Annotated in this window: 18 protein-coding genes; 11 read left to right on the top strand and 7 right to left on the bottom strand. The window is 75.8% G+C overall.

Features of this window, described 5'->3' with window-relative positions:
- The first annotated feature begins 32 nt into the window (after positions 1-32).
- The 3 genes from AB0C99_RS09245 to AB0C99_RS09235 are packed head-to-tail and all read left to right on the top strand — an operon-like array spanning position 33 to position 4,031.
- Positions 33-2,555, top strand: coding sequence for a glycoside hydrolase family 3 C-terminal domain-containing protein (locus AB0C99_RS09245; RefSeq protein ID WP_362471668.1), 2,523 nt, complete (start codon positions 33-35; stop codon positions 2,553-2,555).
- A gap of 47 nt (positions 2,556-2,602) precedes the next feature.
- Positions 2,603-3,253, top strand: a complete 651-nt coding sequence (locus tag AB0C99_RS09240; RefSeq protein WP_362471666.1) for a DedA family protein — start codon at positions 2,603-2,605, stop codon at positions 3,251-3,253.
- Between the two features lie 46 nt (positions 3,254-3,299).
- Complete coding sequence (locus AB0C99_RS09235) at positions 3,300-4,031, top strand: hypothetical protein (RefSeq protein ID WP_362471664.1); 732 nt, start codon at positions 3,300-3,302, stop codon at positions 4,029-4,031.
- A 67-nt stretch (positions 4,032-4,098) separates the two neighbouring features.
- Here the strand turns inward: AB0C99_RS09235 and AB0C99_RS09230 are convergent, their stop codons facing one another.
- Complete coding sequence (locus tag AB0C99_RS09230) at positions 4,099-4,629, bottom strand: gamma carbonic anhydrase family protein (RefSeq protein ID WP_362471661.1); 531 nt, start codon at positions 4,627-4,629, stop codon at positions 4,099-4,101.
- Between the two features lie 122 nt (positions 4,630-4,751).
- Between AB0C99_RS09230 and AB0C99_RS09225 the strand changes: the two genes are divergently transcribed.
- The 3 genes from AB0C99_RS09225 to AB0C99_RS09215 all read left to right on the top strand — a co-directional run bounded on the left by AB0C99_RS09225 (position 4,752) and on the right by AB0C99_RS09215 (position 9,803).
- Positions 4,752-5,519, top strand: a complete 768-nt coding sequence (locus AB0C99_RS09225; RefSeq protein ID WP_362471658.1) for an acyltransferase — start codon at positions 4,752-4,754, stop codon at positions 5,517-5,519.
- Between the two features lie 167 nt (positions 5,520-5,686).
- Positions 5,687-9,049: a hypothetical protein gene (locus AB0C99_RS09220; RefSeq protein WP_362471656.1), complete on the top strand. Its 3,363-nt coding sequence runs from the start codon at positions 5,687-5,689 to the stop codon at positions 9,047-9,049.
- Between the two features lie 88 nt (positions 9,050-9,137).
- Entirely contained in the window at positions 9,138-9,803 is a 666-nt protein-coding gene (locus AB0C99_RS09215) for a pyridoxal 5'-phosphate synthase (RefSeq protein ID WP_362471654.1), read from the top strand.
- Between the two features lie 61 nt (positions 9,804-9,864).
- Here AB0C99_RS09215 and AB0C99_RS09210 read toward each other — a convergent pair whose 3' ends face one another.
- Positions 9,865-10,734, bottom strand: a complete 870-nt coding sequence (locus AB0C99_RS09210; protein WP_362471819.1) for a DMT family transporter — start codon at positions 10,732-10,734, stop codon at positions 9,865-9,867.
- Positions 10,735-10,838: 104 nt separating this feature from the next.
- On the opposite strand from AB0C99_RS09210, the gene AB0C99_RS09205 reads away from it, so the two are divergent.
- Positions 10,839-11,411, top strand: a complete 573-nt coding sequence (locus tag AB0C99_RS09205; protein WP_362471651.1) for an XRE family transcriptional regulator — start codon at positions 10,839-10,841, stop codon at positions 11,409-11,411.
- Positions 11,412-11,455: 44 nt separating this feature from the next.
- Entirely contained in the window at positions 11,456-12,019 is a 564-nt protein-coding gene (locus AB0C99_RS09200) for a YbaK/EbsC family protein (protein ID WP_362471648.1), read from the top strand.
- Positions 12,020-12,067: 48 nt separating this feature from the next.
- Here the strand turns inward: AB0C99_RS09200 and AB0C99_RS09195 are convergent, their stop codons facing one another.
- Positions 12,068-12,475, bottom strand: a complete 408-nt coding sequence (locus tag AB0C99_RS09195) for a CoA-binding protein (protein ID WP_362471645.1) — start codon at positions 12,473-12,475, stop codon at positions 12,068-12,070.
- Positions 12,476-12,571: 96 nt separating this feature from the next.
- Between AB0C99_RS09195 and AB0C99_RS09190 the strand changes: the two genes are divergently transcribed.
- From AB0C99_RS09190 to AB0C99_RS09180, 3 genes are all read left to right on the top strand, one after another.
- Positions 12,572-13,198, top strand: coding sequence for a YigZ family protein (locus tag AB0C99_RS09190; RefSeq protein ID WP_362471642.1), 627 nt, complete (start codon positions 12,572-12,574; stop codon positions 13,196-13,198).
- A gap of 66 nt (positions 13,199-13,264) precedes the next feature.
- Positions 13,265-14,437, top strand: a complete 1,173-nt coding sequence (locus tag AB0C99_RS09185; protein ID WP_362471639.1) for an exonuclease SbcCD subunit D — start codon at positions 13,265-13,267, stop codon at positions 14,435-14,437.
- Positions 14,434-17,481 carry an SMC family ATPase gene (locus AB0C99_RS09180; protein ID WP_362471636.1) on the top strand — a complete coding sequence of 1,016 codons (3,048 nt, stop codon included), beginning with the start codon at positions 14,434-14,436 and terminating at the stop codon, positions 17,479-17,481. Before AB0C99_RS09185 ends, AB0C99_RS09180 begins: the two co-directional genes overlap by 4 nt.
- Here AB0C99_RS09180 and AB0C99_RS09175 read toward each other — a convergent pair.
- The 4 genes from AB0C99_RS09175 to AB0C99_RS09160 all read right to left on the bottom strand — a co-directional run bounded on the left by AB0C99_RS09175 (position 17,471) and on the right by AB0C99_RS09160 (position 24,608).
- On the bottom strand, positions 17,471-17,920 hold the full coding sequence (locus AB0C99_RS09175) for an Lrp/AsnC family transcriptional regulator (protein WP_362471633.1): 450 nt from the start codon (positions 17,918-17,920) through the stop codon (positions 17,471-17,473). The two genes, AB0C99_RS09180 and AB0C99_RS09175, sit on opposite strands and share 11 nt — an antisense overlap.
- An 88-nt stretch (positions 17,921-18,008) precedes the next feature.
- On the bottom strand, positions 18,009-19,721 hold the full coding sequence (locus AB0C99_RS09170) for a DUF885 domain-containing protein (RefSeq protein ID WP_362471631.1): 1,713 nt from the start codon (positions 19,719-19,721) through the stop codon (positions 18,009-18,011).
- A gap of 608 nt (positions 19,722-20,329) precedes the next feature.
- Entirely contained in the window at positions 20,330-21,766 is a 1,437-nt protein-coding gene (locus AB0C99_RS09165; RefSeq protein ID WP_362471816.1) for a GNAT family N-acetyltransferase, read from the bottom strand.
- Between the two features lie 106 nt (positions 21,767-21,872).
- The gene (locus tag AB0C99_RS09160; protein ID WP_362471628.1) at positions 21,873-24,608 is read right to left on the bottom strand and encodes a DUF6493 family protein; all 2,736 of its coding nucleotides are present in this window, start codon (positions 24,606-24,608) and stop codon (positions 21,873-21,875) included.
- Positions 24,609-24,656: the final 48 nt, after the last annotated feature.

Raw genomic sequence — 24,656 nt, 5'->3', positions numbered from 1 at the left:
CAGGAATCGTGCCGGCCCGAAGGAGCGCCGCCGTGCCCTCACCCCGCCACGACGGAGCGCGCGGCCCCCGCGCGGTCTCCCGGCGGCGCCTGCTGGTCGCCCTCGCCGGAGCCGCCGCCCTGACCGCCGTCGCCCCCGGCACCGCCCGCGCCCTCGCCGCCCCGGCCCCGCCCGGCCCCGCCGCCCCCGCCCGGCCCAGCGCCCGGGTGCGCGAGCTCCTCGCCGAGCTCACCCTCGACGAGAAGACCGCCCTGCTGCACGGCGCCGCCGACCCCGCGAGCCTCGGCCAGGCCGGTCACGTGCCAGGCGTCCCCCGCCTCGGCATTCCGCCGCTCCGGCTCGCCGACGGACCCGCCGGCGTGCGGGTCGCCCGCCCCGCCACCGCGCTGCCCGCCCCGGTCATGCTCGCCGCCTCCTTCGACCCGGGACTCGCCCGCGCCTACGGCCGGGTCATCGGCCACGAGGGCCGCGCGCTCGGCCAGGACGTGCTCCTGTCGCCCATGGTCAACCTGATCCGCACCCCCTACGCGGGCCGCAACTTCGAGACCTTCGCCGAGGACCCGCTGCTCTGCGCCGACCTCGTCGCCGAGGAGATCCGCGGCATCCAGGACGAGGGCCTCATCGCCACCGTCAAGCACTTCGCCCTCAACAACCAGGAACGCGACCGGGAGACCGTCGACGTCCGGGCCGGCGAACAGGCCCTGCACGAGACCGAGCTGCGCGGCTTCGAGGCCGCCGTCGCCGCCGGGGCCGGCGCCGTCATGGCCGCGTACAACAAGGTCGACGGCGTCCACGCCACCGAGAACCGCGCCCTGCTCACCGACGTCCTGCGCACCCGCTGGGGCTTCACGGGCTGGGTCGTGAGCGACTGGGAGGCGGTCCACTCCACCGCCGCCCTCACCGCCGGCTGCGACATGGAGATGCCAGGCGGCACCCACTACGGGGCCGCCCTGCGGCGTGCCGTCGACGACGGGCGGGTCGAACGCTCCGTCGTCGACGGCGCCGTCGCCCGGATCCTCTCCGTGCGCGAACGCTTCGGCCTCCTCGACGAGGGCTCCGTCCGCCCCGAGCGCGACGCCGCCGCCGGCGCCCGCCTCGCCCTGCGCGTCGCGACCGCCGGGGCCACCCTGCTGCGCAACGAGGCCGGCGCCCTGCCGCTGACCGGCGCCGCCGCCCGCTCCCTCGCCGTCATCGGCCCCACCGCCGCCGTCCCCTTCGTCAGCGGCGGCGGCAGCGCCCACGTCGTCCCCGACACCGCCGCCGCCCCGCTCGACGCGCTGCGCGACCGCGCCGGGCCCGGCGCCACCGTCACGTACGCCCTCGGCGAGGACCCCTACGGCCGCCCGCTGCCCGCCACCGCCCCCGCCCGGAACCTGGACGCCGTCGCCGTCGCCGCCGGGGAGACCTGGCACTACGAGGGCACCCTCACCACCACCGCCGCCGACCGGGACTGGAGCTTCTTCGTCCACCACGGCGGCGAACGCCCCCGCGTCACCCTCGACGGCACCGAACTCTTCCCCGCCGGCACCGGCGTCGCCGAGTACTTCACCGGCGGCTTCGTCTCCCGCGCCGCCGACGGCCTGAGCCTGCGCCGCGCCGACCGCCGCCTCGCCCCCGGACCCCACCGGCTCACCGTCACCGCCCGCGGCGGCGCCGACGGGCAGCTCTTCCGGCTCCGCGCCGCGCACGACACCAGCCGCGCCGCCGACCTCGCCGAGGCGGTCGCCGCCGCCCGCGCCGCCCACGCCGTCGTGCTCTTCGCCTACGAGGACGCCACCGAGGGACGCGACCGCGCCACCCTCGCCCTGCCCGGCCGCCAGGACGCCCTGATCGCCGCCGTCACCGCCGCCAACCCCCGTACCACCGTCGTCCTCAACACCTCCTCCGCCGTCACCATGCCGTGGCTCGCGGACACCGCGGCCGTCCTCCAGATGTACTACCCGGGCCAGGAGGGCGCCGCCGCCACCGCCGCCGTGCTCTTCGGCGACACCGACCCCGGCGGCCGGCTCACCCAGACCTTCCCCGCCGCCGAGGACCGCCACCCCACCGCGGGCGACCCCGCGCGCTACCCCGGGAAGGACGGCACCGAGACGTACGCGGAAGGCGTCCACGTCGGCCACCGCTGGTACGACGCCCACGACGTGACCCCGCTCTTCCCCTTCGGCCACGGCCTCTCGTACACCCGCTTCGACTACACCGGCCTCCGCGTCACCCCCACGGGTGAGGCCCGCGACGCGCTGGACGTCTCCTTCACCGTCACCAACACCGGCGCCCGCGCGGGCACCGAGGTGGCCCAGGTCTACGCGGGCCCCTCCCCGGACCTCGCCGCCCTCGGCGTCGACCAGCCGCGCCGCCTGCTGGCCGGCTACCGCAGGCTCGTCCTCGCCCCCGGCGAGAGCCGCCGCGTCACCCTGCGGATCGCCGCCCGCACCCTCTCCTCCTGGGACCCCGCCCGGCACGGCTGGGTCCTCGGCACCGGCCGGCGGACGCTGTGGGCCGGCGCCTCCTCCCGAGACCTGCGGCTGCGGACCGAGGCCCCGGTCGGCACCCCGTGACCGGGTAGAGTGCCGGGGTTCGGAAGCCGGCAGGGAGAGGAACCCGCGTGCACGTCCAGGAGTGGCTGGAGACGATCCCCGCGGTCGCCGTCTACGCGCTGGTCGGGGTGGTGATCGGGCTGGAGAGCCTGGGCATCCCGCTGCCCGGCGAGATCGTCCTCGTCAGCTCGGCCCTGCTCGCCTCGCAGCACGGCCACATCGACCCGTACGTCCTCGGCGCCTGCGCCAGCGCCGGTGCCGTCATCGGCGACTCGATCGGCTACGCGATCGGCCGCAAGGGCGGCCGGCCGCTGCTCGCGAAGCTCGGCCGCAGATTCCCCAAGCACTTCAGCGAGGCCAACATCGGGCTCGCCGAGCGCTCCTTCGAGAAGTGGGGCATGTGGGCGGTCTTCTTCGGCCGCTTCGTCGCCCTGCTGCGGATCTTCGCCGGACCGCTCGCGGGCGTGCTGCGGATGCCGTACTGGAAGTTCCTCGTCGCCAACGTCCTCGGCGGCATCCTCTGGGCCGGCGGCACCACCGCCGTCATCTACTCCGTCGGCATCGTGGCCGAGGCGTGGCTCAAGCGCTTCTCCTGGCTCGGCCTGGTCCTCGCGGTCCTCATCGGCCTCGCCTCGATGCTCATCCTGAAGAACCGGGCCAAGAAGGCCGCCGCCGACGCCACCGCGCGCGCCGAGGCCGCGCCGGCCGTCGCGGACTGACCTACGGGGGGAGCCCCCCCGCAGGCGAGAGGAAAGGAGCCGCGCCGTGCTCGACAGGTACGACGGTGCCCACGGCGACCACTGCCGGTCCCACCTGTGCTGCCGCTGCCAGCAGCGCCCCTGGTCGACCCGGATCGGCGACGAGCGGCTGTGCGGCATGTGCGCCGCCTGCTGCGTGGACTGCGGGCGGGCGCCCGCCCCGCACCTCGACGGGCTCGACAACGGGCTGTGCGCCGACTGCCGAGGCCGGTGCGGGCGCTGCGGCGGCCCCCTCCCGGCGGACGGCGCCTGCCGCTGCCGCACCTGGAAGCGGGGCCCGGGCACCGACCCGATCGGCTTCATCATGCAGGGCTTCCCGCAGCCGCTGCTCCAGGCGCTCGGCCACCGCCTCCCGCGCAGCCTGCCCGAGATCCTCGCCGACGAGCTCGGCCACCGGACCCCGGCCCAGCTCCTCGACCGCGTCGAGCGCCGCTGGCACACCCGCTGGTCCCACGCCATCCACGAGCGCGACGAGGACAACCGGCGCCGCTGGGCGCCGCAGGAGATCGCCGAGTTCCTCGTGGGACGCGGGCCCTGCCCGAACCCGGCGTGCGAGGACGGGCGGCTGATCCACGACGGCGGCCCCTGCGGCTACTGCCGGCAGCCGGAGCACCGCTTCGTCCCCGGCACCGCGGAGACCACCGCCACCAGCGAGTACGCGCGCCGCACCGCCGCCGAGATCCGCCAGGCCCTCGTCGCGGGCCGCACGGGGCGGAAGAAGCGGCCGGGGCGGGTCTGAGCCGGACCCGGGGACCCTGGGTCCCCGCCCGTCCGCCGGACGCGGCCCCCGCCCCGCCGCCGCCCGCTCAGTCCTCGCCGAACGTCTCCGCGTGGGCCTTCGCCAGGTGCAGGTACATCTCCGCGTTGAGCCGGATGCCCGCCCGCTCCTCATCGGTCAGCGGGCGCCGGACCTTCGCCGGGACACCGGCCACCAGCGAACCGGGCGGCACCTCCATGCCCTGCGGCACCAGCGCCTGCGCCGCGACCAGGGAACCGGCGCCGATCCGGGCGCCGTTGAGGATGGTGGCGCCCATGCCGACCAGCACGTCGTCCTCGATCACACAGCCGTGCACGGTCGCGTTGTGACCGATCGTCACCCGCGCGCCGACCGACACCGGGTAGCCCGGGTCGACGTGCACCGTGCAGTTGTCCTGGACGTTCGCGTCCTCGCCGATCTCGATCGGCCCGCAGTCCGCCCGCAGCACCGCGTGGTACCAGACGCTGGCCCGGGGCCCGAGGGTGACCTCGCCGAGCACCACCGAGGTCGGGGCGGTGAACGCCGTCGGGTCCACCCGCGGCTCCTTGCCGCCCACGCCCCTGATCAACGCCTCTGTCATGACTCGCTCCTGCTCGCTCGCTCCGTCGGTCGCGCCTTGCCCGGAAGCGTAGCCGCGGCCCATGACGGACATCACAGCGCACCGCACTGATCAGCGACGACACCGCCTACTACGGTGTCCGGGTGCCCCGGAACAGAAACACGTTCTCCTCGCTCGGCGCCTGGCGCCGCCGGACCGTCGCCCGCGCCCTCCAAGGCGCCTGGCGACGGATCCAGCAGGCGGGCGCCGTCACCGCCGAGCACCCGGGGCGGCTGCGCTTCCGCCGGATCGGCGAGGGCACCCGGCTCGCCTTCCCGCAGGGCACCGTCTTCGGCGAGCGCTGGATCGAGATCGGCGGCTGCTGCATCATCGCCGAACAGGTCACCCTGACCGCCGGGATGCTGCCGGACCTCGACCTCGGCGAGGACACCGTGCTGACCCTCGGCGACGGGGTCGTGCTGGGCCGCGGCAGCCACGTCATCGCCGACGCGCCCATCACCATCGGCTCCGACACCTACTGCGGGCCGTACGTCTACATCACCTCGACCAACCACAGCTACGACGACCCGGACGTGCCCGTCGGGCGCCAGTGGCCGCGCTCCGAGCCCGTCGTCATCGGGCCGGGCTGCTGGCTGGGCACCGGTGCCGTGATCCTGCCCGGCGCCCGCATCGGCCGCAACGTCGTGGTGGCCGCCGGGGCCGTCGTACGGGGCGAGGTGCCCGACCACGCGGTGGTCGCGGGCGCGCCCGCGCGGGTGGTCCGCTCGTACGACCCGGAGAAGGGCTGGCAGCCGCCGCTGCGCACGCCCGCGCCGCGCGCGATACCCGCGGGCATGACCGCCGGGCAGCTCGCGGCCCTCGCGGCACTCGACCCCGACCAGCTGAACGACCTCGCCGAGCTGGAGACCTGAAGCTCCGTCATGAAGGACTGAACAGGTTCGAATTCGGTTGCGTCGACGCCCGATGATCCTGTTACGATCCGATTCCGGGCGGGGGCGGCCGGAGGGGGCCACGCGGGTTTCCGCGCGGAACGATGGCCCCCCATTGCCGCCCGACAGGCTCATGGAGGGGTAGTTCCTTGTACATACGTACCCGCGGCGTGCTGGCTCTGGCCACCGCCGCCGCAGTCTCCGCCGGTCTCTGCACCGCTCTCACCACGCCCGCCTACGCGACCGGCACCCAGACCGCCGGCGAGGTCGTGATCCCGAACCCGGGCCGCTTCGTGCCCCGGAGCGAGCAGCTCGGCCAGGTCGGCGCCACCGGCTACGCGCACCGCCAGGAAGGCGGCAACGGCTGGGTGTGGACCGACACCGCGAGCGGCACCGACGCGCAGATCACCCAGGAGCAGGCCACCAAGGGCCACTCCGGTCTGTACGCGTCGGTCGAGACCGACCCGGCCGTGACCGTCGACCGCGTCAAGGTCAAGGACCTGGCGACCGGGCAGCAGCGCCTGGACGTGGCCGTCCCGCAGGGCCGGAAGTTCACCGGCGCCTTCGCCGCCGACACCGTTGTCACGGCCACCACCCGCCCGGGCGGCGCCTACCTCGACGCCCTCCAGCTCATCCGGGTCGTCGACGGCACGCCCACCGAGCAGGCGCTCCCCGCGCTGCCCGAGGCGTTCGCCGAGGTCGAGGTCCTCCAGCAGGACTCCCGCGGCGCGCTGCTCCGCTTCAACCGCGAGGCCGGCCAGTTCGGCGTCGAGTACCTCCTCGACTACGCGACCGCGTCCCTCAAGCCGACCGCGCCGGCCGGCGAGGGCGTGCTCGTCACCCTGGGCGCCGACCGCATCGCGTACTACGACACCCTCGGCTACAAGATCCGGACCGCTCCGCGCACGGAGCCGAAGCAGACCACCGAGACGAACGCGCCCTCGCTCCAGGACACCTGGGACGCCAAGGTGGCGCTTGTCGGGGACTGGTTCCTCATCGCCGAGCAGCCCTCCCAGAAGGTGGAGGCCACCACCACCGGGCACCCGCTGAAGGCCGTCCGCGTCGGCACCGGCGAGGTCCGCGACCTGCTCCCGCACGCCGCGGCGCAGCTCGCCACCGCCCCCGACGGCAGCGTCCTCGCCGTCGGCGGCACCGGCGCCGACGCGTGGGGCGTGCACCGCGTCACCGTCGGCGAGGACGGCGCGCCGAAGCTCGTGAAGGTCGCCGCGGTCCCGGCCGCGAAGGCCCGCTACGGCGGCCTCGCCCTGGGCGGCGGCCGGCTGAACCTGCTCAGCGACAGCGTGTCCGGCATCGACACGCTCGGCCTGTACGACGTCGACACCGACCTGGCCGCGACCCCGCCGACCGCGGGCGACGCGCGGCTGCGCGCCCGGGTCATCGCGCCGAGCTCGCCCGGTCTGGTGGCGCTCGGCGACGGCGACTCCGCGTACGTGGACAACCGGCGGATCACGGTCCCCACGGGCGCCACCACCCGCCGCACCGCCGACCTCCCGGTCGCGAACGCCACGCCGGTCGACGGCGCGGGCCGCTACGTGCTGGCCCGGCGGGACGGCGTCTCCTACGTCGCGGACCTGGAGAACGACGGCAGCACGGCGACCGACGTCCGGTACACGGTCGACGGCGCGGCGGCGCTGTGGGGTTCCCAGGTCTGGAAGGCCGGCGCGAACGAGGGTCAGGTCGTCGCGTACGACCTGGCGGCGGGCACCACCTCGGCCCCGGTCGACCTGGGCTCCCACTGCACGCCCACCGAGCTCCAGGCCGTCGACCGCTGGCTCTACTGGTCCTGCGGCGCCGACGGGGCGGGCGTCTACGACCAGGAGCTGCGCAAGAGCGTCGCGGTCCCGGCCGGCGAGGCCCTGCTCGGCGACGGCTTCGTGGTCCGCCACGAGGGCGACCTGCTGAAGCTCACCGAGGCGGCCTCCGGGCAGACCCGCGACCTGGCCGACCTCCCGGCCGGCGTGGGCTCGGGCCGGGGCTCCACCTGGACGGTCGACAAGTTCGGCGGCGGCGTCGCGTTCGTCGACGGCGCCAAGAACGTGCACGTCAAGAGCGCGGGAGTGGACGCCCAGCCGCTGAAGGCGCTTCAGCACTCGGTCGAGCCGCTGACCTTCACCGGCTCCGGGGTCGAGCCCGCCGCCGCCGTCTGGGCGCCGGAATGGCGCTTCTCGAAGGCGGTTGGCTCCTGGGAGCTGCGCATCGCCAAGGGCGACGGCGAGGGTGTCCGCACCTTCAGCGGCACGCGCGGCGACGGCAGCACCGTCCGCGTGCAGTGGGACGGCAAGGACGCCAAGGGCCGGGCCATCGAGTCCAACCAGTACCGCTGGGAGCTGACCGTCCGTCCGCTGGACGGTGTGGGCCCCGCCCGGGGCGCCCAGGGCGTCTTCGACGTCAAGGGCAGCTCGCTCAGCACGCTCCCCGGCACCTACACCCCCGTCACCCCGACGCGCCTGCTCGACACCCGTGAGGGTCTCGGCGCGGCGAAGGCGAAGGTCGGTCCGAACGGCACGGTCCGGCTGAAGGTCGCGGGCGCGGCCGGGGTGCCGGCGGAGGGCCTCACCTCCGTGGTGCTCAACGTGACCGCCACCAACGCGACGGCCGACGGCTTCGTCTCCGTCTACCCGTCCGGCACCCTGCGGACCTCGTCCTCCAGCCTGAACTTCAAGGCGGGCAAGACGGCGGCCAACCTGGTGACCGTCCCGGTCACCGACGGCTACGTCGAGCTCTACAACAAGAACGGCTCCGTCGACCTCCTCGCCGACATCGCCGGCTACTACGCCGAGGGCACCTCCGGGTCCACGTACCAGCCGGTCTCGCCCAAGCGCCTGATGGACACGCGCGACGGCACCGGCGTGGCCAAGGGCGCGATCCAGGCGGGCGGCACGGTGACCCTCGCGGTGACCGAGCCCGGTGTCACCGCCGTCGCGCTCAACATCACGGCGACCAACGCCACGGCGGCGGGCTTCGTCTCCGCCTACCCGTACGGCACCGCCCGCCCGAACGTCTCGAACGTCAACTTCGAGGCGGGGCGGACCGTGCCCAACATGGCGGTCGTGCCGGTCAAGGACGGCAAGATCACCTTCTACAACCGGGCCGGCTCGGTCGACGTGCTCGCCGACGTCGCCGGGTACTTCAAGGAGGGCTCCGGCGCGCTGTTCACCGGGATGCAGCCCAAGCGCCTGATGGACACCCGCAACGGCACCGGGGTGGCCAAGGCCAAGGTCGGCGCGGGCCAGACGGTCAGCCTGACCGTGGGCACGAAGTACAAGGCGGTCGTGCTCAACGTGACGGCGACCAACGTCACCGCGTCGAGCTTCGTCTCCGTCTACCCGTACGGCACCGCCCGCCCGTCCGCGTCGAACCTGAACGTCGTCGCCGGGCAGACCGTGCCGAACGGCGTGATCGTGCCGGTCAAGGACGGCAAGGTGACCTTCTACAACCACAACGGCTCGGTGGACCTCATCGCCGACGTGACGGGTTACTACACCGACTGATCCCCGATCACTCGATCGCCTGATCGCCTGGTCGACTGATCACCCGCCGGTTCCCGGACCGGCGCCGCAGGGCCTCATGATGGACGCCATGGACGACGAACGGCGTTTTCAGGAGGCCCTGCGGTCTCTCCGCGTGTGGGACACCGAGCTGCCCGCCTTCGACCCGGCGGACGTGCCCGAGGAGCCGGTGGCGCTCTTCCGCGCCTGGTTCACGGACGCGGTGGAGGCCAAGGCGGTCGAGCCGCACACCATGACGCTCGCGACCGCGGACGCGGACGGGCGGCCCGACCTGCGCACGGTCATGCTGCACGGGGCGGACGCCCGCGGCTGGCACTTCGCCTCGCACGCGGGCAGCGCGAAGGGCCGTCAGCTCGCGGCCCGGCCCGAGGCGGCCCTCGGCTTCTACTGGCCGGTGCGCGGCCGTGCCGTACGGGTCCGGGGCACGGTCGTCACCGGGACGCCCGAGGAGGCGTACGCGGACCTGCACCACCGCACCGCCGGGGCCCTCGCCTCCGCGCTGGTGGGCCGGCAGAGCGAGCCGCTCGGGTCGCTGGACGAGCTGGCGGAGGCGAGCGCCGCCGCCTGGGACCGCGCCCTGCGCGAGCCCGAGGCGCACGCGGAGAGCTGGACGCTGTACGTGGTGGAGCCGGCCGAGGTCGAGTTCTTCCAGGGCGACGCCCAGCGCCGCCACGTCCGGCTGCGCTACCGGCGGGACCCGGCGGGCGGCTGGGAGCGCGAGCTCCTCTGGCCGTAGGACCCGGACGGGCGGCGCCGCCCCGCGCGGGACGACGTCCGGGTCCCGCGCGGGCGCACGGCTACCCCGTGGCCAGCAGCACGGTGCCCACCAGGGCCAGCCCCGCGCCCGCCGCCTGGACCGCGCGGAGGCGTTCCTTCAGCACCCCGCGCGCGGCGAGCGCCGTGACGACGGGGTAGAGGCTGGCGAGGACCGCGGCCACCGTCACCGGGCCGCTCCGCGCGGCCAGCGCGTACGTGCCGTTGGCGGCGACGTCGGCCAGGCCCACGAAGGCCAGCGCCGGGAGCGCGGCGCGGACCGCGCGGAGCCCGCCGCCGCCCTCGGGCAGCGCCCGGCCGCCGCGCCGGACGGAGAGCCACAGGGCGCCGCCGCCGACGGCCACGTTGGTCACGCGCTGCACGAAGAGCGCCAGGAAGAGGCCGGTCAGGGTCGTGGACGCCTCGGCGATCAGGGCCATCACCGCGCCGAAGCCGAAGGCGGCGACGAGCGTCAGCAGCACCGCGCGGCGCTGGACGGGCGCGCCGCGCAGCTCCGGGCCGCCCGCGAGGACGACGCCGAGCACGGCCACCGCGATCCCGGCGAACTGCGCGAGCCCGGGGCGGTCGCCCAGGAGCAGGCCCACGGAGACGGGGACGACGACGCCGAGCGAGCCGAGCGGCGAGACCACGCCCATCGGGCCGAGGGCGAGGGCCTTGTAGAAGGCGAGCATGGCCGCGGGGCCGACCACGCCGGCCGCGACCGCGTACCAGAGCAGGGGTCCGGCCTCGTGCCAGGCGCCGGTGGCGAGCACGAGGGCGCCGAGGACCAGTACGGCGAGGCTCTGCGAGACCACGACGACCGTCAGCGCCGGGAAGCGCCGGGTGAGCAGCCCGCCGCCGAAGTCGGCGAGGCCCCAGAGCAGGCTGGTGGCCAGGGCGTAGACGGCCGTCAGGGCGGTCATGCGGGGTTCCTCGCAGTACAGTGCAGTGAACAATCGGGTGCACCACACGATAGTGCAGCATATTGAACTCTGTCATCCAAAATATTGGACGGAATGTGTCGGACCTCGACCAGCTCACGCAGTCGCTCGCCCGCAACCTCAAGCGCTGGCGCAACGAACGCGGCTTCACCCTGGACGCCCTCGCCGCCCGCGCGGGTGTCAGCCGGGGAATGATCATCCAGATCGAGCAGGCCCGCACCAACCCCAGCGTCGGCACCACCGTGAAGCTGGCCGACGCCCTCGGCGTCTCCATCACCACCCTCCTCGACTACGAGCAGGGCCCCCAGGTCCGCCTCGTCCCGCCCGGCCAGGCCGTCCGCATGTGGTCCACCTCCACCGGCAGCCACACCACCCTCCTGGTCGGCACCGAGGCCCGCGGCCCGCTGGAGCTGTGGTCCTACACCCTGATGCCGGGCGACGGCACCGCCTCCGACCCGCACCCGGACGGCACCACCGAGCTCCTGCACGTCACGGCCGGCACCCTCACCCTCGTCGTCGAAGGCGCGGAGCACGCCCTCCCGGCCGGCACCTCCGCCGTCTTCGAGGGCAACGTGCCGCACGCGTACCGCAACGACGGCGAGGAGACCGTCCAGATGACCCTGGCCGTCTCCATCCCGCCCGTACGCTGAGACGAACGCCCGCGCGGTTGGGCCCGCTTGTTACCGTGCCCGCCATGCGCGCACCCATCGGAGACTTCGACGACGCCCGGCCCGCCCCCGACTGCCTGGACCTGCTCACCCCGCCGGTCGCCGCCGCCGTCCGGGACTGGGGCGGCGCCGTCCCCGCCGACCGGATCCTCTACGTGGACACCGACCCGGCCATCGCCGACACCGCCGTCTTCGTCGAGCACCACGGGCGCGAGCTGCTCGGCACCTCCGCCAACTGCGTGATCGTCGCGGGCAAGCGCGGCGAGACCGAGACCCTGGCCGCCTGCGTGGTGCGCTCGGCGGACCGGGTGGACGTCAACGGCGTCGTACGCCGGGAGCTCGGCGCCCGCAAGGCGCGCTTCGCCGCGATGGACGTGGCGACCGGCGACACCGGCATGGAGTACGGCGGGGTCACCCCCGTCGGCCTGCCCGCCGACTGGCCGGTCCTGGTCGACGCCGCCGTCGTGGACCTCCCCTGGGTGCTCGTCGGCAGCGGGCGCCGCCGCGGCAAGCTCATCCTCCCCGGCAAGGCGCTCGCCGAGCTCCCCGGCGCGGTCATCCTGGAGGGCCTCGGCGTCACCCCGCAGTGAGGCACCCCGCGGGAGCTCCCCGCTCAGCCTGGCCGGGAGCGCCCCGCCTCAGCCCAGCCGGGGGATCTCGATCGCCGGGCAGCGGTCCATGACCATGTCCAGGCCCGCCTCCCGGGTCCGGGCGTACGCCTCGACGTCGACCACCCCGAGCTGGAACCACACGGCCTTGGCGCCCGCCTCGACCGCCTGGTCCGCGACCGCGCCCGCCAGCTCGCTGTTCACGAACACGTCGACCACGTCCACCGGGAACGGGACCTCGGCCAGCGACGCGTACCCCCGCTCCCCGTGCACCGTCTCCGCCTTCGGGTGGACCGGCACGACCCGCTTCCCGAAGCGCTGGAGCACCGCCGCCACCCCGTAGGCGGCCCGGCTCTCGTTGTTGGACAGGCCCACGACCGCCCAGGTGTCGCCGCTCTCCGTGAGGATCCTGCGGATGGTCTCCGGGTCGCCGTACATGCTCCGCCTCCGTGCCGCTCGCCGTCGGGTGTCTTCGCAGGCTGCAACCACGACAGGCAGGACGGTGTTCCCGGGCCGGGCGCTTAGGCTGGCGGGATGCAGGAGCAGTACCGCACGCTCGCCGCCGAGGGCGTCCACGAGTCCGAGATCAACCGATCGCGCTTCCTCTGCGCGCTCGCGCCCGTCGCCACCGAGGCGGAGGCGCAGGAGTTCGTCGCCCGGATCCGCCGCGAGCACCCCACCGCCACCCACAACTGCTTCGCGTACGTCGTCGGCGCCGACGCCTCCGTGCAGAAGGCGTCCGACGACGGCGAACCCGGCGGCACCGCCGGTGTCCCCATGCTCCAGATGCTGCTGCGCCGTGAGATGCGTTACGTCGCCGCCGTCGTCACCCGCTACTACGGGGGCGTGAAACTCGGCGCGGGCGGCCTCATCCGCGCGTACGGCGGCGTCGTCGGCGAAGCCCTCGACGCGCTCGGCACCGTCACCCGGCACCGCTACCGGCTCGCCACCGTCACCATCGACCACCAGCGCGCGGGCAAGCTCCAGAACGACCTGCGGGCCACCGGGCGGGCCGTCCGCGAGGTGCGCTACGGGGCCGAGGTCACCATCGAGATCGGGCTCCCCGACGCGGACGTGACGCGCTTCACGGCCTGGCTCGCCGACGCCACCGCCGGCGCCGCCGGCTTCGAGCTCGGGGGAGAGGCGTACGGCGATGCGTGAGCCCCGGCACCCCGCGCGGGGCCGGACCGCCGCCGCTGTCACACCCCACCGATACGCTCAGGGATCATGAGGCTTCTGCACACGTCGGACTGGCACCTGGGGCGGGCGTTCCACCGGGTCGCCCTGCTCGACGCCCAGGCCGCTTTTCTCGACCACCTGGTGGCGACGGCGCTCGACCGCGAGGTGGACGCCGTCCTCGTCGCGGGCGACGTCTACGACCGCGCCGTGCCCCCGCTCTCCGCCGTCGAGCTCTTCGACACCGCCCTGCACCGGCTCGCCGACGCCGGGGTGCCGACCGTCATGATCTCCGGCAACCACGACTCGGCCCGCCGCCTCGGCGTCGCCGCCGGACTCATCGAGCGCGCCGGCATCCACCTGCGCACCGACCCGGCCGGCGCCGGCACCCCCGTCGTCCTCGCCGACACGCACGGCGACGTCGCCCTCTACGGCCTGCCCTACCTCGAACCGGCCCTGGTCCGCGCCGAGTTCGGCACCGAGAAGGCCGGTCACGAAGCGGTGCTCGCCGCCGCCATGGACCGGGTCCGCGCCGACCTCGCCGCCCGCCCTGAGGGCACCCGCTCCGTCGTCCTCGCCCACGCCTTCGTCGCGGGCGGCGAGCCCAGCGACAGCGAGCGCGACATCACCGTCGGCGGCGTCGACTCCGTCCCCGCCGGGGTCTTCGACGGCGTCGACTACGTCGCCCTCGGACACCTCCACGGCAGCCAGACCCTCAGCCCCCGGATCCGCTACTCCGGCTCCCCGCTCGCCTACTCCTTCTCCGAGGCCGACCACCGCAAGACCATGTGGCTGATCGACCTCGGCGCCGACGGCTCCGTCGAGACCGCCGAGCGCGTCGACTGCCCCGTGCCCCGCCCGCTCGCCCGCATCCGGGGCCGCCTCGACGAGCTGCTCGACGACCCCGCGCTCGCCCGCCACGAGGACTCCTGGGTCGAGGCCACCCTCACCGACCCGGTCCGCCCCGCCGAGCCCATGGCCCGCCTCTGCGAACGCTTCCCCGGCACCCTCCACCTGGTCTTCGACCCCGAGCGCGGCGAGGACGACCCGCTCCTCTCCTACGCCCTGCGCCTCCGGGGCCGCGACGACCGGCAGATCGCCGAGGACTTCGTCGCCCACGTCCGCGGCGGCAGCGGCCCCGACGGAGCCGAGCGGGCCGTCCTGTACGGGGCCCTCGACGCCGTCCGCACCGCCGCCGCCGAGCGGGAGGGGGACGGCCGGTGAGACTCCACCGCCTCACCCTCACCGCCTTCGGGCCCTTCGGCACCACCCAGGAGATCGACTTCGACGCCCTGTCGGCCGCCGGGCTCTTCCTGCTCCACGGACCCACCGGCGCCGGCAAGACCTCCGTCCTCGACGCCGTCTGCTTCGCCCTGTACGGGGCCGTCCCCGGCGCCCGCCAGAACCCCGGCACCAGCCTGCGCAGCGACCACGCCCCCGCCGGCACCCCCACCGAGGTCGTCCTCGACCTCACCGTGGGCGAGCGGCGCCTGGAGATCACCCGCAGGCCCGCCCAGCAGCGCCCCAAGAAGCGCGGCGGCGGCTTCACCACCGAGAAGGCCCAGAGCCTGCTCCGCCACCACGACCCCGAGACCGGCCAGTGGATCGGCCTCAGCCGCTCCCACCAGGAGATCGGCGAGGAGATCACCCAGCTCCTCGGCATGAGCCGCGAGCAGTTCTGCCAAGTCGTGCTCCTGCCCCAGGGCGACTTCGCCCGCTTCCTGCGCTCCGACGCCGAGGCCCGCGGCCGGCTCCTCGGCCGCCTCTTCGACACCCGCCGCTTCGCCGCCGTCGAGGACCGCCTCGCCGAGCTGCGCCGCGCCGCCGAACACCAGGTCCGCGAGGGCGACGAGCGACTCCTCGCCCTCTCCCACCGGATGGCCCAGGCCGCCGGGGACGGGACCACCGCCGTCGAGGAGCGCCCCGGCGAGCCCGGCCTGGCCGAAGCCGTCCGCACCCGCGCCGCCCTCGCCCGCGGCGAGGCCCGCGAGCACCTGGACATCGCGGGCCTGCGGCTGGCCGCCGCCGAGCGCCGCGAGGCCGCCGCCCGTACCGCCCTCGACACGGCCCGCGAGCTCGCCGAGCTCCAGCGGCGGCACGCCGAGGCGGTCCGCCGCCGCGAGGAGCTCACCGCCCGCCGCCCCGCGCGGGACGCCTGGCAGCACTCCCTGGACCGCTCCCTCAAGGCCGACCGGGTCGCCCCCGCCCTCGACCTGCGCGAGGAGGCCGAGCGCGCCCACCGCGCGGCGGACACCGCCCTCGCCCGCGCCCGCGCGGGCCTGCCCGCCGAGCTCGCCGAGGCCGGCGCCGACCAGCTCTCCGCCCTGGAGCGGCGGCTCCGCGAGGAGCTCGGCGGCCTGGAGTCCGCCCGCCGCGCCGAGCTGCGCGCCGCCGAACTCGCCGCCGAGCGCGCCACCCTGGAGCGCGAGGCCCGCGCCGACGACGAGGCCCTCCAGGACGCCGCCGCCTGGCTGGCCGACTGGGAGCCGCACCGCGCGGAGCTCCAGCGGCGGGTGACGGTCACCCAGGACGCCACGGCCCGCGCCGAGCACCTCGCCGGACGGCTCGACCCGGCCCGCCGCCGCCTCGCCGCGGCCCGCCGCCGCGAGGAGCTGACCCACGAGCTCGCCGCCGCCCGCGAGCGCCTCACCACCGCCCGCGAGCGGCGCAACGAGGCCCACGAGAGCTGGCTGGACGTCAAGTCCCGCCGCCTGCGCGGCATCGCGGCCGAGCTCGCCGCCGCGCTCGAACCGGGCGCCCCCTGCCAGGTCTGCGGCTCCGCCGCCCACCCGGCCCCCGCCCGCACCACCGCCGGCCATGTGGACCGCGCCGCCGAGGACGCCGCGTACGCCGCCTACACCCGCGCCGACGAGGCCCGCACCGCCGCCGAGACCGCCGTCGCGGGCACCGCCCGCGCCCTGGACGCGGCGGCCGTGGAGGCCCGCGCCACGGACACCGGGACACCCCCCGACGACGAGGCCGGGCACGGGCCGAGCGTCGCCGGGCTCGCCCGCGCCGTCGAGGAGCTGACCCGCGAGCACGCCGAGGCCCACGCCCTGGCCGCCCGGACCCACGCCGCCCGCGAGGCGCTGGACCGCGCCGAGCGGGAGTACGAGGAGCGCCGCGCCGCCCAGCGCGAGGCCGAGCGGCGGGCCGCCGGGCGGACCTCCCGCCGCGAGGCCCTGGAGCGCCGGCACACCGAGCTGGAGGAGGAGCTGGCCCGCACCCGCGGCGCCTCCGGCAGCGTCGCCGCGCACGCCACGCTCCTGGAGCGGCGCATCGCCCTGCTGACCGAGGCCGCCGACACCGTACGGGCCGCGGAGCAGACCGCCGCCGCCCTCAAGCGGGCCGACGACCGGCTGGCCGACGCCGCGTTCCGGGGCGGCTTCGCCACCCCCGCCGAGGCCGCCGCCGCCCTCCTCGACGAGCCCGCCCGGCGCGGGCTCCAGCAGCGGGTGGACGCGTGGGACGGCGAGGCCGCCGCCGTCGCGGACCGGCTCGCCGAGCCCGCCACGGCCGCCGCCGCCGGACTCCCGCCCGCCGACCCGGCGTCCGCCGCGGCCGCCCACGCGACCGCCGAGCGGGCGCTGCGCGGGGCCGCCGCCGCGCTCGCCGCCGTCCGGGAGCGGCGCGCCGAGCTGGCCCGGCTCTCCCGGCAGGCCGACACCGAATCCCGCCGCCTCGGGCCGCTGCGCGAGGAGTACGAGCGGGTGGCCGGGCTCGCCGCCCTCACCGCGGGCACCTCCGCCGACAACGAGCGCAAGATGCGCCTGGAGTCGTACGTGCTGGCCGCCCGCCTCGAACAGGTCGCCGCCGCGGCCACCGCCCGCCTCCAGCGGATGTCCTCCGGCCGCTACACCCTGGTCCACTCCGACGCCCGCAGCGGCGGCCGGCGCGCCGGGCTCGGCCTGCACGTCGTGGACGCCTGGACGGGCAACGAGCGGGACACCGCCACCCTCTCCGGCGGCGAGACCTTCTTCGCCTCCCTCGCGCTCGCCCTCGGCCTCGCCGACGTCGTCACCGACGAGGCGGGCGGGATACGGCTCGACACCCTCTTCATCGACGAGGGCTTCGGCAGCCTCGACGAACAGACCCTCGACGAGGTCCTGGACGTCCTCGACTCGCTGCGCGAACGGGACCGCAGCGTCGGCATCGTCAGCCACGTCGGCGACCTGCGCCGCCGCGTCCCCGCCCAGCTGGAGGTCGTCAAGGACCGGCACGGCTCCGCGGTGCGGCTGCGCACCGGCGCGGAGGCGCTCAGCGGCTGATGGCCCGCCGGGGGAGCGGCGAGGAGTACACCACGCTGGTGGTGACCGAGCCGAGCGCGCCCACCTTCCCGGAGATCTCCTCCAGGTGCTTCATCGACCGGGTGGCGACCTTGAGGACGAAGCAGTCGTCGCCCGTCACGTGGTGCGCCTCCAGGATCTCGGGGGTCGCCGCGACGAGGTCGTGGAAGGGCTTGTAGTTGCCGTGCGGGTAGCGCAGCCGGACGAAGGCCAGGATCGGCAGGCCGAGCCGCTCCTGGTCGATCACCGCCGTGTAGCCGGCGATGACGCCGGCCTCCTCCAGCCGCCGTACCCGCTCGGTCACCGCCGACGCCGACATGGACACCGCGCGGGCGAGCTCGGCGAAGCTGGCCCGGCCCTGTTCCTGAAGGGCGTCGAGGATCCGCCAGTCCGTGGCGTCCGGGATGTATCCGCTGGTCATGGGCGTGACCTTGCAGGGAAAACCCCGGGAGCGCAAGCGGCTTCCGGGGACTTCCCACGCCGTGGACGGCCCGCCCGGCGCACCGCGCTCAGAGCCGCGACAGCTCCTCCACCAGGTCGTCCAGGCCGAGCGGACCCTGCGACAGGGCCGCCATGTGCCACGCCTTGGCGTCGAAGGAGTCGCCGTGCGCGGCCTGCGCGTTGGCCCGGCCCAGCAGCCAGGCGCGCTCGCCCAGCTTGTAGCCGATGGCCTGCCCCGGCATCGACAGATAGCGGGTCATCTCGCTCTCCACGAAGGCCGGCGGCCGGCTGCTGTGCCGCTGGAAGAACTCCTGCGCCAGCTCCGGCGTCCATACCTCGCCCGGGTGGAACGGCGAGTCCGCCGGGATCTCCAGCCGCAGGTGCATGCCGATGTCCACGATCACCCGGCAGGCCCGCATCATCTGGCCGTCCAGATAGCCGAGCCGCCGCTCCGCGTCGCCGAGGAAGCCGAGCTCGTCCATGAGCCGCTCCGCGTACAGCGCCCAGCCCTCGGTGTTGGCGCTGACCTTGCCGATGGTGGCCTGGTAGCGGGAGAGCCGGTCGGCGACGTGCGCCCACTGCGCGATCTGCAGGTGGTGGCCGGGCACCCCCTCGTGGTACCAGGTCGACACCAGGTCGTACACGGGGAAGCGGGTCTGCCCGTCGACCGGCAGCCAGGTGCGGCCGGGGCGCGAGAAGTCCTCGGACGGGCCGGTGTAGTACGGGGCGGCGGCGCCGCCGGGCGGGGCGATCCTGGACTCCACCCGCCGCACCCGGTCGGCGAGTTCGAAGTGGGTGCCGTCCAGGGACTTGATCGCCTCGTCCATCAGCTGCTGGAGCCACGCCTGGACCTCGTCGACCCCCTCGATGTGGGTGCCGTGCTCGTCGAGGTGGGCGAGCGCCTCCCAGGGACCGGCGCCGGGCAGGATCCGCTCGGCCTCGCCCTTCATCTCGCCGAGCAGCCGGTGGTACTCGGACCAGCCGTACGCGTACGCCTGGTCGAGGTCCAGCTCGGTGCCGTTGAAGAAGCGCGACCAGCGGCGGTAGCGCTCGCGGCCCACGGTGTCCGGGGCGTCGGCCACGGCCGGGGCGTACACGTCGCGCATCCAGTCCCGCAGCGCGGCGACGGCCAGGTCGGCGCCCGCTCCCGAGGCCGCCAGCTCCCCGCGCAGCTTCTCGTCGACCCGCTCGCCCGCGCCGGAGGCGAACTCCTCGAACCAGCCGCGCGGCGCGCCGTCCTCGCCGGTGCCGCCCGCCCACTCGGTGAGCTGGCCGATGAAGGTGGCGGTGGCCCGGGGGCCGCCGGGCATCCCACGCTCCAGGCCGAGGGCGAGCGAGGCGCGGTAGCCCTCCAGGGCCTCGGGGACGGCCCGCAGCCGCCGCGCGACCGCCGCCCAGTCCTCCTCGGTCTCCGTGGGGAGCACGGTGAAGGAGATGCGCACGCTGTGGGCGGGCGAGCGCAGGTTGCTCACCGCGCACAGGCCCTCGCCGGCGTCGTGCACGATCAGCTGGGCGTCCAGTCGCTCCCGCAGCAGCCGGGCGCAGCGCCGCTCCGCCTCGTCCTCGGCGCCGGGCCGCCGCTCGGCCTCGTCGAGGAGGGCGAGGGTGTGGCGCGCGAGCTCGGCCATGGCCTCCTGGCCGGCGGGGGAGAAGTCGGGGAGACGCCCCGAACTCTCCTTGACTCCCAGGTAAGTACCGGTGATCGGGTCGAGTTCGATGAGCGCGTCGACGTATTCGTCGGCGACCTGACGGGGAAGCACGATGCTGGAAGTCTCTGGCATGAGGCTCATCCTCGCCCGTCCCCGCTCCCCGCGTCACCCTCAGTCGATCTCGGGCGGCTGACAACTGAGCGCCGGGGGCGGGCGGGTGCGGGGGGCCGTGGGCGGCCCGGCGGGCGGGCGGCCGGGGCGGCGGGGGGTACGGACCGGACGGTGGTACGGACCGCTCACGGGTCGGACGTCGCAGGTCGGCGGGGGCGGCGAGGGCCGGGCGCGGCACCGGCCGGGCGGTCCGGGCCGGGGCCGGCGGGCGCCGGGACGCGCGCGGGGGCGGGGCGCGCGGGGAGAGCGGACCGGTACGTTCGCGCCGCCTGGGGCACGCCGGGCGCGGCGGAGAAGTTCCGGAAGCCCGTCCGAGTTTGGCCGGATCCAGTCGTACGTGACGAGCCCGGCGCGGAACATGCCGACGGCACGGAACATGCCTTGGGCACGGCGCGGGACGGCGGCACGGTTCGGCACGGACCCGGACGGACCGGGCACGGACCCGGCGCGGACCAGGCGGCGGCCCGGTGCGGACCAGGCGGTGACCCGGCGGCGGCCCGGCCCCGGGCGGCTGGGAACGGGGCCGGTCGGCGGTGCGGCGGTGCGGAGGGGCGGGGTGCCCCGGGCTGTCAGTGCTCGGTCCGCCCCTGGGCCGGGTGGAGGGCGGTCGGGCGCGGGGCGGCGGGGCGCCCGGCGAGGCGGGCGGTGATGACCAGGGTGCCCTCCTCGATCTGGTAGTCCAGCGGCAGGTTCAGGCCGCGCATGGCGGCGACCATGCCGGTGTTGGAGGACTGGGTGACCGCGTAGACGCTGTCGCAGCCCGCCTCCTCGGCCATCGCGACGAGCCGGCCGAGGAGTTCGGCGCCGATGCCGCGCCGCTGCCAGTCGTCCTCCACCATGAGGGCGACCTCGGTCTCGTCGCCGTCCCAGAGCAGGTGGCCGAGGGCGACGACGCGGCCGGAGGCCGTCTGGACCGCGAGGGTGCGGCCGAAGCGGGGGCTGAGCAGGTGGTCGAGGTAGCGGTCGGCGTCCCCGACGGGGCCGTGGTAGCGCAGCCGCAGGGTCCGCTCGGAGCAGCGGTCGTGCATGGCGCGGGCCGCGGGCAGGTCGCGCTGGTCGGCGCGCCGGACGGTGATCGCGTTGCCCTCGGGGAGGGTGAGCACGTCGTGGGCGCGCGGGACGCGCGGGCCGAGCCGGGCGTCGAGCTCGACGAGCGCGCGGGCGCGGGCGAACTCGGTCGGGGTGAAGGGCAGATACGGCCGCTCGATGATCAGCGTGCCTCCGTGGGGGTCGCGCAGCCGCATGGTGGTGTCCTCCAGGACCCCCTCCGCCGGCGTGGTCTCGCCGTTGGGCCGCCCGCTGAGGGAGACGGCGGGGACGGAGTGGAGCGTGCACCGGCCGAGCAGCTGGCGCAGCGCGAGCGGGAGTTCGGCCGAGTCGAGGGCGGTACGGGCGGCCAGGCCGAGGACCCGGGTCGGGGTGTCCACGAGGTCGTGGGCGTCGGCCCGCTCGGTCCAGGTGTCGCTGCCGCCGGCGGCGGCCACGGCCCGGGTGAGCACACCTGTCTGGAGGCTCGCGGGGGCCCGCAGCAGGAACTCGTCGACGGTCCCGTCGGCGAGCGGGTGGGTCTGGAGGGTCAGGATGTCCACGCCGTGGCGGGCGAGCACCGTGCACAGCGCGGCGAGGCTGCCCGGCGCGTCGCGGACGGTGGTCCGCATCCGCCACAGCGTCGTCTCCGCCGCCCCGGCCACCGGAGTCGATCCGTCCGCCGCAGCGGTGTCGGCGCCGGTGCCGGTGACGGCGTCCGGCGGCAGCGGGGAGCCCCCGCTGCCGCCGGGATCGTCGGCGGGCGGCGCATGGCTGTGCCTCCTGGCCCACCAGGTGTGGAATCCGGCGGTGGCGACGAGCGCGATCGCCGAGAAGATCAGCAGGTAGGGTCCGTCGGGGCCCTTGGCGATGGTCTTGGCGATCGAGTCCGCCACCACCACGGCGGTGAACATCGCGGCCAGCTCGATCACGTCGTGCCGCCAGCGGTGGGCGGGGCGGGCGTTCCTACGGGGGGTCATGGCATCCATGACCTCACTGTGACCCAGCGGTGTTGCGTGATCACAAACGCTTTGTGACCGATGGGTTAAGTGCCGATCTGCTTGACTTATGGCTGATTTCGACCGATTACGTCGCGCTCTGATCGCCCTTCTGTTCGAGTGCGCTCAGCAGTCGCCGCGCCTGCGTCACCGCCTGCGAGGAACCCGGCCGCGCCGCCGCCTCCGGCAGTCCGGGCAGCGGCCCCAGCCCCCGGCCGGCCCCGGACCGCTCGGCGCACTCCGCCGCCACCGCCAGCAGCTCGCCGAGCCCGTGCGGCGGCTTCGGCGCGGCGAGCAGCCCCGGCAGCAGCCCGGCGAGCACCGCCCAGACCGTCCCGTACGCCCCGGTCGCCGCCCCCGTGCGCACCGCGTCCGCCAGCCGGTTCGCCTTCACCGTCCCCTCCGCCATCAGCGTGCCGAGCCGCTCCCCGAGCAGCGCCGCGTCCAGCTCGCTTCGGGAGGCCAGCACCAGGAGCGCGTCGACCGCGGTGAGCCGGTCCTCCGCGTGCCGGCTGCCCAGCCCCACCGCGAGCGCCGTGTGCACCGTGAGACCGACCGCCCCGCCGGCCTCGGCGAGCGGTGTCAGGCCCCAGGTCGAGCCCCGCGAGTCCCACTCCGACCCGTTGACCATGCTCGGCAGCAGCCAGACCGCCAGGACCTCCCGGTCCTCCGGCAGCACACCGGGCCAGTGCGGCTGCTGGCCCCACCAGTGGTCGCAGCGGTGCCGGGACGCGCCGGACGCGCCGCTCAGCCAGCGGAACGCCGGCGGGAACTCCTCCCGGATGGCCCGGCGCTCCCGGAAGGACACCACGAGCCGGTCCGCCAGCCACCACCGCCCGGACCGGACGTCCGCGCCCCGGCTCAGGAAGCGCACGTCCGGGGTGAGCGAGACGTCCGCCGTCAGCCACTCCGCCAGCCGGTCGCCCGCGCGGGTGCCCAGCACCGCCGCCCCCTCGGCGGCCTCCCGCACCCCCGGGCCCGTCCGGCGCACCCGCAGCAGCGCCTGCGCGAGGTCGACCGGGGCGGGCTCGGCCCCCGCGTCCTTGTACCCCCGCAGCCGCTCCAGCAGCACCGGCGCGTCGATCACGCCCGTGTGCGCGGTCGGCGTCGCCAGCAGGAACGGCACCGGAGCGCCGTCGGAGACCAGCCACGCGGCCTCCCACAGGCGCGCCTCCACCACACCGCCCGGCCCCGGGTGCCCGCACGACGCCTTCTCCAGCCTGCGCCCCTCGTGGAGCCGCCCGAGGGTCACCGTGTCCGCCAGCGCGGCGAGCACGACCGTGATCCCGTCCGGCCCGTGGGTGAAGCGGTGCGGGCCGGTCATCCAGTACGCGTCGCCGAAGGTCTCGCGCAGCGCCGCCCGCAGCCCCTCCCGGTCCCGGTACGCGTGCCGCACCAGGCCGTCCAGGGCCCGCTCGAACTCCTCCGGCTCGTCCGCCCGGCGCACGACCGTGACCAGGTCCTCGATCAGCTCGGCCACCGACGCGGCCGGGGGCACCGCGGGGCGCGGCTCCGGCACGGGCGGCAGCGTCTCCTCGTACGGCAGGTCCTCGCCGACCGCTTCCGCGCCGAACAGCCCGGCCGCCGCCGCCCGGTGCACCGGGCTCAGCAGCGCCGCCGCGCCCGCCAGCTCCTCGCGCACCCGCTCGTCGACCGCGCCCAGATGGCGGCCCACCAGCTTCAGCGCCCGCTCCTGGATCGCCGTGTCCTCGTGCCCGAAGGCGTCCGACACCGCCGGCAGCAGCTCGGCCGCCGCCCCCGGATCGCGTCGCAGCGCCTTCGTCAGCAGCGTCAACTGGGCCCGCACCAGCTTCTTCTCGGTGCGGAACAGCGCCGAGCCGGTCAGCTCCGCGAGCTCCCGCACCGGCAGCTCCCCCTCCAGGGCGAGCTCCGCCAGCACCTCCTGCGCGTGTCCGGCGACCGGCGAGGGGCCGTCGGCCACCATGCCGAGCCAGTCGGGGATCCGGGCCCGCCGCTCCTCGCGGGTGGTCCCGACGGCCTGCAGGACGGCCAGCGGCAGCCGCAGGTCGCGCGCCCGGCCGCCGCGCAGCAGCCGGGCCGCGCACGCGTCGACCAGCGCCGCCCGGTCGAGCAGCCCCTCGCCCGCGAGCGTCGCGAGCGCGCTCGGCCACGTGGCGCTCCGGTCCTGGGCGTGGGCCTCGGCCTGCCAGACGATGGCGCCCGGCGTCTCGGTCATGTCGAGGAGCCGCGCGACCAGCACCGGTGTCTGCGGGTCGGCGCGCAGCCTCGCGGCCAGGTCACGCGCGTTCATCGCCGCCGTCCAGCCCCGTACGTAGGCGTCGGTGGCGGGCGCGGGGCAGCCGGTCAGCTGCACCAGGCCGTGGACCAGCACGTACTCGTCCTCCGCCACGGTGGGGCGCTCGGCCAGCCGCCGGGCGACCTCCGTCAGCCACGCGTGGTCACGGCCCGCCAGCACCCCGAGCACCGGACGGCTCTCATCGCCCCACCCGAGGAACTCGCGCCCGCCGATCCACTCCGCCGCCGCCGCGGCCCCCGTGATGCAGCCCGCGCCCGCGAGCCGCAGCGCGCTTCGCACCCGCTGCTGCTCCCGCCACCGGCCCCAGTCCCAGCCCCGGACCTCCTTGCGGATCAGCTTCAGCTCCGCCACCGCCGCCTTGCGCGCCGCCGCGTCCAGCGGAGCGAGCAGTCCGGGCACGTCCTTCGGCCGCCCCTGCCGCACGGCGTCGAGCAGCCGCCGCAGGCCGAACTCGCCCGCCGTCTCGGCCCTGGTGCCCGCCGCCGCGGCCGTCGTGCCGCCCGTCGCCGTCGTCATCCCCGTACCCGCCCCTGTCTCCGTGCCCATGTCCCCGCCCCTGCCCCTGTCCGTCCCCGTCCCCGGCGCGCCGTCCGT

The organism is Streptomyces sp. NPDC048659 (assembly GCF_040650575.1).
Lineage (GTDB): Bacteria > Actinomycetota > Actinomycetes > Streptomycetales > Streptomycetaceae > Streptomyces.
The sequence above is the reverse complement of the archived record's forward strand: the minus strand, read 5'-3'. Positions and strand labels throughout refer to the sequence as shown.